Annotated in this window: 5 protein-coding genes; all 5 read left to right on the forward strand. The window is 61.1% G+C overall.

The genetic code is table 11. The features are described 5' to 3' along the window. The first annotated feature begins 268 nt into the window (after positions 1–268). Positions 269–1,291 (forward strand): zinc-dependent alcohol dehydrogenase family protein, encoded by a 1,023-nt coding sequence (locus tag ACQKEN_RS22355; RefSeq protein ID WP_427688844.1) that lies wholly within the window; start codon positions 269–271, stop codon positions 1,289–1,291. 519 nt (positions 1,292–1,810) lie between these two features. Beyond that, a complete protein-coding gene (locus ACQKEN_RS22360; RefSeq protein ID WP_427688846.1) occupies positions 1,811–3,313 on the forward strand; it encodes a hypothetical protein in 1,503 nt (500 codons plus the stop codon). 102 nt (positions 3,314–3,415) lie between these two features. After that, positions 3,416–4,813 (forward strand): PLP-dependent aminotransferase family protein, encoded by a 1,398-nt coding sequence (locus ACQKEN_RS22365; protein WP_427688848.1) that lies wholly within the window; start codon positions 3,416–3,418, stop codon positions 4,811–4,813. A gap of 689 nt (positions 4,814–5,502) precedes the next feature. Beyond that, on the forward strand, positions 5,503–7,773 hold the full coding sequence (locus tag ACQKEN_RS22370) for an ATP-dependent DNA helicase (RefSeq protein WP_427688855.1): 2,271 nt from the start codon (positions 5,503–5,505) through the stop codon (positions 7,771–7,773). Between the two features lie 174 nt (positions 7,774–7,947). Further along, positions 7,948–9,591: a phosphoglucomutase (alpha-D-glucose-1,6-bisphosphate-dependent) gene (gene pgm, locus ACQKEN_RS22375; RefSeq protein ID WP_427688850.1), complete on the forward strand. Its 1,644-nt coding sequence runs from the start codon at positions 7,948–7,950 to the stop codon at positions 9,589–9,591. Positions 9,592–10,377: the final 786 nt, after the last annotated feature.

The following is a 10,377-nucleotide window of genomic DNA, read 5'->3' on the forward strand; positions in this document are numbered from 1 at the left end:
TCTTTTGGTACTGGCCCTTTGTAATCCGGGCCGATGCAGCCAGCGTGGGACGCGGGATTCATCGATATGTGGCCTCCGGGTTGCAATGTCGCGGTGAGCACCCAACAATGTGCGCCCAGCAGGCCCGGGACGGCCGCTACAGATTCGGCGAGCGCCTGCATCATCAGAATCGACAGCAGGCATGTTGACTATTAATAGCCACTGATAGTGTTACCGGCGGCGTCCGGATAGAGTTCATGGCATCAAGGTTCATAAGGCGAGGTTCGAAATGTCCCGCACGATCCGTTTTCATCAGTTCGGTCCGGCCGAGGTGCTCAAAGTAGAAGAGCTGCCGGTCGCGTTGCCTGCACCCGGTGAGGTGCAAGTGCGCGTCCAGGCGATCGGCGTCACCTGGTACGACGTGCTGTGGCGACAAAATCTGGCTTCATCCCAGGCTCGCCTGCCGGCCGGTCTGGGTTCCGAAATGGCGGGCGTCATTACCGCCATCGGCGATGGCGTGACCGACCTTAAAGTGGGCGATAAAGTCGCCAGCTTTCCTTCGGCTGACGTCAATGTGTACCCGGTCTACGGCGAGCTGATTCTGCTGCCCCAGACTTCCGTGACCCGCTATCCGGACGTGCTCACCCCCAATGAGGCGGCCGTTCACTACACGCCGATGCTGGTGGCGTACTTTGCTTTCGTTGAGCTGGCACGGGCAAAACCCGGGCAAACGGCGCTGGTCACCGACGCCAGCCATTGCGCGGGCCCTGCGTTCCTGCAACTGGGCAAGGCGCTCGGCATCAAGGTGATCGCGGCGACCAAGACCGACGCTTGCCGCGAATACCTGCTGAAGATGGGTGCGGACAAGGTGATCGTCACCGAGGAAGAGGATTTGCTTCTGACGATCAACCGCTACACCGACAACCGTGGCGTGGACATTGTCCTCGACGGTTTGGGTGGCCCGCAGATGTCGATCCTGGGTGATGTGCTGGCGCCACGTGGCAGTCTGATTCTCTATGGCCTGCAAGGCGGCAACCAGACGCCGTTTCCGGCGTGTGCAGCGTTTCAGAAGAATATTCAGTTCTTCGTGCACTGTGTGGGCAACTTCACCGGCAAGCCGGAGCTGGGCATCAAGCAGGACGAAGAGGCGATCAAGCGTGCATTGCGCGACATCAACCAGATGACGGCGGATGGCATGCTGGTGCCGCAGATCACCAAGGTGTTTCCCTTTGATCAATTGGTCGAAGCCCACCGTTTGATGGACGGTTGCCCGGTGGGCGGTCGCGTGGTGGTTGAGGTTGATCCATCCTGAGTGCAGACCATCGCGCTCATTGAATGCTCGACGCGTTTGACCTGGCGTCGGGGTTGAGGTGTCGGAGACCGGGTTAAAGGTGTCCGCCCTGTCAGTCACCGGTCACGTTGTATCACTGAAGCCTTCCGGAATGTTCTGGAAGGCTTTTTTGTTTATGGGGTGTTTAATTTATTGATCCACGCGCCACGTGCGTGACGTTGTAATACTTTTCCAATCAATAAGCTGTTTGTTTTAATAAACGCTTATTTAAACATCCTTGTTTAATTCCGATCCTGAATTGTCGAAATGAGAACCTTCACGTGTCGGTGATGGCTGGCTTGTAATTGTTCGGTGTGCGTCGATAATAGTTTCAATAATTAAATGCTCAAGGAACGAGTCGATGCTTGTTGACCTGCCGCCCTTTGTTTTGCGTGATGATCGATCCTCCGCGCCCACTCCTGTCGGGCCTGCCTCATGCCTGGGTATCAAGCCTATTATGGCCAGCAGTATCGCCACGCTGTTCGGTCGGGTATCGAAGCCATGAGTTCGATGCACGAACAAGCCATGAACTACGTCTATCAGCAAGTGCTGCAACGCCTCTCGGGTTATATGAATCGCAACGAACGAACCGCGCTTCAGTTATTGATTCAGCGTTTGATTGTCGCTGCGGGCGGGATTGACAGGATCGGCGGTTATAAAGTGCTGGTGGCGTTCAGCGGCGGCAAGGACAGCGCCTATACCGTGGCCATGTTGCGTGCCGCGCAACTGAGCATTGCCGCACGAGGGCCGGCCACGTTCAGGCTGCGGGTGGCCAATATGCGCCATGCGGGCATTACCTCGGCGGTGATGGGCAACATCGACCGCTGTTATTCGGCGCTGTTTCTGCACGACGACCCGAGGGTCGAGCTGCTGGTGATCGATCATCAGTACGTGCAGATCTTCGAGCCCGACTTGCCCTTTTCAACGGCGGGTCGTGAGCAGAATCGCTCCGACCTGCTGCTGGGCGGGCACCTGACGGCGGGCGATGCGCGGACCACCTTCTGCAACAGCTGTTATCTGGGCATGGCGGATTTCATGGTTCGCGCCGCCAGTTGGGGGGACGGCGTCAATGCGGTGATCAGCGGCGACTCGCTCAAGGAGCAGAAGCAATATGCGACGTGGATCATGCGTCTGGCGCGCCATGGCGGGCAGAAAATCGAGCCTTGGCACACGTTGGGTTTTAGCGGCGCGTTGAGCGTCATCGACCGTGTCGGTCGCGCTTACTACGAGGAGTTGTACGGTGAGTCGGCCGACGCGTCGGGCTATGGCCGGCCACCCGTCTACCTGAACCGAACCATCGCCCCGACCTTGCTGACCGCCGCGGACCTCATTGGCTTTCGCACGGAGGAACACTGGGGGCTGCTCACTGACTTTCTGGGCTTCCGGTTCGATGACCTGGCGTTTAACTTCAGTGAGTCCGACTGTGCCAACCCGCTGTTGATGGCCCATCTGCGCGGGCTAAAGGCCGAATTCATCGAGGGGCGGGCGTACAGTGAAGGCATCGCCGAGTACCTGAAGCTGGCGGCGGCCATGATGCGCCGCAAACGCATGCCTGCCCGATTGATCGCCCAGGCGCTGGCCGCCTACGACAGCCCCGAAAAAATCGACGATCGTCGTCAGCTTGCCGAAGGCTACGGCCAGGAGGCGTTTGGCCTGGGCGAGACCCAATGGGTGTGCCTGCTGTTCTCACCCTTTGTCGACGCCGGCGCGCGGCTTGAGGATTTCCTGCGCCGCTACCACCCCGGCATGCTGGTGGGGCTCAGCGATCTGCACAAGACGCTCGCCGGGCAGCTCGTTCCGGACCTCGTGCCGCACTGGCTGGTGGAAGTCAGCGGCCTGAGCCTGAATGGGCTGCAATCGCTGTACGCCAAGCGCCACGTGGACTTTAACGACGACCGCTCGATCATCGCCCGGGTACGCGCCAGCGACCCCGACAAACGCCGGGTCGCGACGGTCGATCCACACACCGGCGCCCTGACCACGGAACTGATTTCGGGGCGCTGAAGGCTGCACGGTGAACTGACGCGATGTGATGCGCTGAGCCTCGGGCGGTCGACGGGGCTCTTTCTCAATGACCCTGCGCCTTGCGCATGGAAGGGGTGTTCGATGAATAACAACAAGACCGACTTCGCCTACCAGATGGTTTACCGCTACCTGCTCAGGTTGACCAACGAACTGTCCGCCGGGCCGGCGGTGCGCCTGCCGTCGTTGCGGCTGCTGGCGCGACGGCTGCGGGTGTCGATTTCCACGGTGCAGAACGCCTACAGCCTGCTGGAAAAAGAAGGGCGAATCTGCGCCGTACCCAAATCCGGCTATTTCGCACTGCCCAATCCCTGCAACGAACTGCCGCTGGAAGGCGATGACGTGTTCACGCGTTTTCATGCCAGCGCCCGGCGCCCGGACATGTTCGTCTTTGGCGCCGACGAGCCGACGCTGTTGCTGTCGCTTCACGGCGCCCTGTTGAACGTTGAGCGCGACCTTATGCGTCATTATCCCTGCCAGCCCGACCCGCGTTTTCAGCCCTTCGGCGATGTCGAGCTGCGCACGGCCCTGGCCGGCCACTACACCTCGTCCACCGAGCATTGCTGGCACCCGGACAACGTGTTCATCGGGCCGGACAAGACCGGCGTCTTGAAGACCGTGATCGAAGCGCTGCAACTGCGCGACGGTGCCGTGCTGGTGGAGTCGCCGTGCGGCTGGAGCATCCTGCGCACGCTGCAGGCGTACGGGATTCGGGTGATTGAAGTTTGCACCGACGCGCAAGGGGGAATCGACGTCGACGAGCTGGGTGCGGTGATCCAGCGGGAAGACGTGAGGATGGCGATTGTGTCGTCGCAGATGGACCCGATTCGCGGGCAATTGATGCCTTCCGCCCAGCGGGCGCGGTTGGCGGAGGTGTTGAACCTGCAGGGGTTGTGGGTGCTGGAGAACGATACCCATGGCGCGTTGTGTTTCGAGGGCAACCGTTCGCCGTTTCGTGATCTGATTGATCCGGACCGGTTGTTGGTGGTGGGGGCGTTCGACAAGATGATCGGGCTGGAGGCGCCGTTCGGGTATCTGTTGAGTCGGCATTCGCGGGCGCTGTTGCATCAGCAGTGGGTGTTGCGCTCGTTTCGTTTGCCGCCGGTTCGGCAGAAGGCGATTGCGCGGTTGTACGCGTCGGGGCAACTGGATCGGCATATGGGTGAGTTACGTGGTTGCCTTGAGCAGCGGGTCGGTGAGTTGGCGAGCGGGGTGGAGGCTTATCTGGGGGATGAGGTGACGTTTGTGCGTCCTCGGGGTGGGGCGTCGATCTGGCTGGAGAGTGTGCATCGGGTGGATACGGCGCGGGTGTTCAATCGGTTGCTGGAGCAGCGGATCGTGGTAGCGCCGGGGGAGTTGTTCAGTGTGCGCGGGTTGCACCAGCAGTGTTTGCGGATCAGTGGGACGGTGGATTGGGATCAGGATATTGAGTCGATGCTGGTGGTTATTCGCAATGCGCTGGTGCAAGAGCGGCTTGTTTAGCGGTGCGGCTTATGCAGATCAAGATCAAGGGCGTCTGCCTGGGGGCAGACCGTTTCGCCTTCGGCGAGTTACTTGGAAAAGCACCCCAAGTAACCAAGGGTGCTTGCTCTCGGTTGGGTTCCTCCTTCGTCGGAATACCCTCACTCCGACGACGCTCCTTGGGCCCGCGCCGAACGGACATCCATGTCCTGACGGCGCTCTCGCCGCATCCATGCGGCTCGACCCACTGCGCGTCGTCTACGTTCGGCCTGCACCCAAGTCGCGTTTGGTGGTGTCTGGGCTTTTTGTGTATGAAGATCAAAAGCGCTGCGCAGATCAAAAGCTTCCCGGCTGAAGCCGGTCCCACAGGCTGAACGCGATTTTACTGTAGGAGCCGGCTTGCTGGCGAAAGCGGCGGGTCAGGTATGAATAAAGTGACTGACTTGATGCATTCGCCAGCAAGCCGTCTCCCACAGACTGAATTCGTACAGGAGGACCGGCTCTTGCTCGTTCCCACGCTCCGCGTGGGAACGCATCCCCTGGCGTTCTGCGCCGAAATCCGTCCGCCAATCCATTTCCGTTTGCCTCCACCGCATTGAGCTGTTATCTGTACGTCCGTCCAGTGTTCCGAACGACGGCCAGCCCTTTCAGTGACTTCCATTTCCAGCATTTCCCCCGATACCCGCGCAGCTTCCGTCGAGCCTGCGGCGGTGGCGGCTGTCGATCCGGAATCGGGGTATCGGGTGGCGGTGCGGGAGTTGTGCGAGTTCACGGCGAAGGCGGGGGATCTGGATTTGCGGTTTACGCCGTCGCCCACGGCGCAAGAGGGGATTGCCGGGCATCGGACGGTGGCGGCGCGGCGGGGGCCGCAGTATCAGGCCGAGGTGGCGTTGAGCGGGGTGTTTCATGAGCTGAAGATTCGGGGCAGGGCGGATGGCTACGATGCCGGGTTGAATCAGCTTGAGGAGATCAAGACCTACCGCGGCGATCTGAGCAGCATGCCCGCCAACCACCGGCAACTCCACTGGGCCCAGGCGAAGGTGTATGGCTGGCTGCTTTGCCAGCAGTTGCAATTGGCCGAGGTCAATCTGGCGCTGGTGTATTTCAACATCATCAGTGAGCAGGAAACCCTCATTCAGCAGCGTTTCACTGCAGCCGAGTTACAGGCGTTTTTCGAAGAACAGGCGGGCATCTTTCTGCAATGGGCGCGACAGGAGCTGGCCCACCGCGATGCCCGCGACCATGGGCTCAGCGCTTTGAAGTTTCCCCACGCCGGTTTTCGAACCGGACAGCGGGCGTTGGCCGAGTCGGTGTACAAGGCGGTCAGCACCGGGCGCTGTTTGATGGCCCAGGCGCCCACTGGCATCGGCAAGACCATCGGCACGGTGTTCCCGATGCTCAAGGCCGCGCCGACGCGCAAGCTGGACAAGGTGTTTTTCCTGACCGCCAAGACCCCCGGGCGCAAACTGGCGCTGGATGCGTTGAGCGTGATCGGGCGAAGTGCTCCGGAGCTGAGACTGCGCGTGCTGGAAATGGTCGCGCGGGACAAGGCCTGCGAATACCCGGACAAGGCCTGCAACGGCGACTCATGCCCACTCGCCAAGGGTTTTTATGACCGGCTACCCGCAGCGCGGAGCGAGGCAATGGTCAAGCCGTGGCTCGATCAGGCGGGCGTGCGTCAAGTCGCGCTGAATCATCAGGTCTGCCCGTATTACCTGAGCCAGGAACTGGCGCGCTGGTCGGACGTGGTGATTGCCGACTACAACTACTATTTCGACCTCAGCGGCATGCTGTTCGGGCTCAGTCAGTTCAATCAGTGGCGCGTCGCGGTGCTGGTGGACGAGGCCCACAACATGGTCGAGCGGGCGCGGTCGATGTACAGCGCGACCCTCGATCAACACACCATGAATCAGGTAAGGCAGAGCGCGCCGGAACCGGTGAAAAAAGCCTTGCAGCGGCTTAACCGCGACTGGAATGCCCTGCACAAGGAGCAAGTCGCGCCTTACCAGGCCTACGCCGCCACACCGGCCAAATTTCTCAACAGCCTCAATCTGTGCATCACGGCCTTCGGCGACTACTTCAACGAGCACCCCCACGCGGCCAACGGCGAGCTGCAGAGCTTCTATTTCGAGGCGATCCAGTTCGGTCGCATCGCCGAGCTGTTCGACGAGCACTTCCTGTTCGACATCAGCAAGCGTGAGCTGGGCAGCAAGTCGCTGTCCCGCCTGTGTCTGCGCAACGTCGTGCCGGCGGGTTTCGTGCGTCCGCGCCTGACCGCTGCGATCAGTGCGGTGCTGTTCTCCGCGACCCTCAATCCGCGGCATTTCTACCGTGACTTGCTCGGCTTGCCCGACACCACGGCCTGGGTCGACGTCGAGTCGCCGTTTCAACGCTCGCAGCTGGACGTCGAGATCGTCAGCCGCATTTCCACCCGCTACACCCATCGGCAGGCCTCGCTGGCGCCCATCGTCGAGCTGATGGCGCGGCAGTTCGAAGCGCGGCCGGGCAACTATCTGGCGTTTTTCAGCAGCTTCGATTATCTGCAGCAGGTGGCGGAGCTGATGGAGCGCAGCCACCCTGATGTGCCGGTGTGGAAGCAATCCCGGGGCATGGCCGAGGCGGAACGGCAGGCGTTTCTCGAGCGCTTTACGCCGGCCAGTCAGGGCATCGGGTTTGCGGTGCTGGGCGGGGCGTTCGGTGAGGGCATCGACTTGCCGGGCGCGCGGTTGACCGGGGCGTTCATCGCCACGCTGGGTCTGGCGCAGATCAACCCGGTCAATGAGCAACTTAAACAGCGGATGAGTCTGTTGTTTGGCGCCGGTTACGACTACACCTATCTCTACCCCGGCATGCAGAAAGTGGTGCAGGCGGCCGGCCGGGTGATTCGGGGTGTGGAGGATCGCGGCGTGGTGGTGCTGATCGACGATCGTTTCGCCGAGCGCAAGATTCAGCAGCTGATGCCGGCGTGGTGGCAGCTATGATGTGGGTCAGCTAAATGTCTCAAGGTGTTACGGATCGATAGCCGAGCGGCACGGTCCAACTGCCAGTAAACTGCCGCGCCACTGGCATTTCAGGCGGCGTTTCAGGTTGTTTCCCGCTGGGTCGGGACCTTTTCTTTTTTGTCTTTTCCTATTTTTCATCCACGGAGGTTTCGCATGAGTATCAGTCCATTCGCGGGCAAACTGGCGCCTGCAGAATTGCTGGTCGATCTTCCTCGTCTGGTGACGGCCTATTACACCGGGCAGCCCGACGCGTCGGTGCCAACCCAGCGTGTTGCCTTCGGTACCTCCGGGCACCGTGGCAGCTCTTTCGAATTGAGCTTCAATGAGTGGCACGTCCTGGCCATCAGTCAGGCGATCTGCCTGTACCGTCAGGCCAACGGCATCGACGGCCCGCTGTTCCTCGGCGCCGACACCCACGCGCTGTCGACCCCGGCGGCCGCTTCGGCGCTGGAAGTGCTGGCGGCCAACGGCGTCAACGTGATGATTTCCGAGGGTGACGAATACACCCCGACGCCGGCCATCTCCCACGCCATCATCTGCTACAACCGCGGGCGCACGACCGGTCTGGCCGACGGCATCGTCATCACCCCTTCGCACAATCCGCCGGAAAGCGGCGGCTTCAAATACAACCCCACCAACGGCGGCCCGGCTGACTCGCACATCACCAAGTGGATCGAGAACAAAGCCAACGAATTGCTGGCCGAGCGCATCGTCAATGTCCAGCGCATCACCTACGAAAAAGCCCTGCGCGCCGATACCACCCATCGCCATGACTACATCAACACGTACGTGGCGGACCTGAAAAACGTCATCGACATGGACGCCATTCGTGGCGCCAACCTGCACTTGGGCGTCGATCCGTTGGGCGGGGCGGGCGTGAATTACTGGTCGGCGATCGGTGAGCACTACGGCCTGAATCTGGACGTGGTGAACAAATTCGTCGATCCGACGTTCCGCTTCATGAGCGTGGACTGGGACGGCAAGATCCGCATGGACCCGTCGTCCAATTTCGCGATGCAGAGCCTGATCGGTCTGAAAGATCGCTTCCAGGTGGCATTCGCCTGCGACCCGGACCACGACCGCCACGGCATCGTCACGCCGACCGGTGGCCTGCTGGCGCCGAACAATTACCTGGCGGTGTCCATCGATTACCTGTTCCAGAACCGCCCTGAGTGGCGTGCGGATGCGGCCGTCGGCAAGACCGTGGTCAGCAGCGGCATGATTGATCGCGTGACCCGGCGTCTGGGCCGCCGTTTGTATGAAGTGCCGGTGGGCTTCAAGTTCTTCGCCGAAGGCTTGTACGAGGGTTCGCTGGGCTTTGGCGGGGAAGAAAGCGCTGGTGCATCGTTCCTGCGTCGTGACGGGACGGTCTGGACGACGGACAAGGATGGCCTGATTCCGGCATTGCTGGCCGCGGAAATCCGCGCGCGCAAAGGCCGTGACCCGAGCGAGATGTACAAGGCGCTGACCGATGAGTTGGGCGAACCGGTGTCGACCCGGGTCGAGGCGAAGGCCAACTTCGAGCAGAAAGCGCTGTTGAGCAAGCTGTCGCCGGAGCAGGTGACGTCGACGGCGCTGGCGGGTGAGAAGATCGAAAGCATCCTGAGCAAGGCGCCGGGTAATGATCAGGCGATCGGTGGCCTGAAGGTCATTACCGAGAATGGATGGTTTGCAGCAAGGCCGTCGGGGACTGAGGATATTTACAAGATCTATGCCGAGAGCTTCAAGGGCGAGGATCACCTCAAGCGTTTGGTCGAAGAGGCGCAAGTGCTCGTTGACGGCGCGATAGCGCCTTGAAAGTGTGTAGGGGACTAAAGTGTGTAGGGGACTGATTTATTTACAGCGCTCCACCGTAAATTAATCTGTCCCCGGTTAAACCTGCGCTGTGGCGTACGAAGATCAAGAGCGTCTGCCTAAGGGCAGACGTTTCGCCTTCGGCGAGTTACTTGATAAAGCCCCAAGTAACCAAAGGCTTGTGCTCCCGGTTGGGCTCCTCCTTCGTCGGGTTCCCTCACTCCGACGACGCTCCGTGGGCCCGCGCCGAACGGACATCCATGTCCTGGCGGCGCTCTCGCGGCATCCATGTCGCTCGGCCCACTCCGCGCCGTCTGCGTTCGGCCTGCACCCAAGTCGCGATTTGTGGTGTTTGAGCCATCGCGGCAGAAGATCAAGATCAAGATCAAGTGCAGATCAAGGGCTTCCCGGCTGAAGCCGGTCCTACAAGGGCGCGGCGTGTCAGCTTATGGTTTGATCGTTCCCTCGCTCCGCGTGGGGATGCATCCCGTGACGCTCCGCGTCAGTTCTCCAAACTGGACGCGCGTCGTCTGCAGGACGCAGAGCGTCCGGGGCGGCGTTACCACGCGGAGCGTGGGAACGATCAGAAAGAGCGGCGGCGATCTCCACTGTAGGACCGGCTTTAGCCGTGAAGCCCTTGATCTGCTCTTGATCTTTGAACACAAAAATCGCAGTCACCGCGAAACGCGACTTTGGTGCAGGCTGAACGCAGGTTTCGCGGAGTGGGCCGAGCGGCATGGATGCCGCGAGAGCCGCCCCCCGCCATGGATGGCGGATGGCGGCGGGCCC

This window comes from Pseudomonas sp. NPDC078416 (genome assembly GCF_050268485.1).
GTDB lineage: Bacteria > Pseudomonadota > Gammaproteobacteria > Pseudomonadales > Pseudomonadaceae > Aquipseudomonas.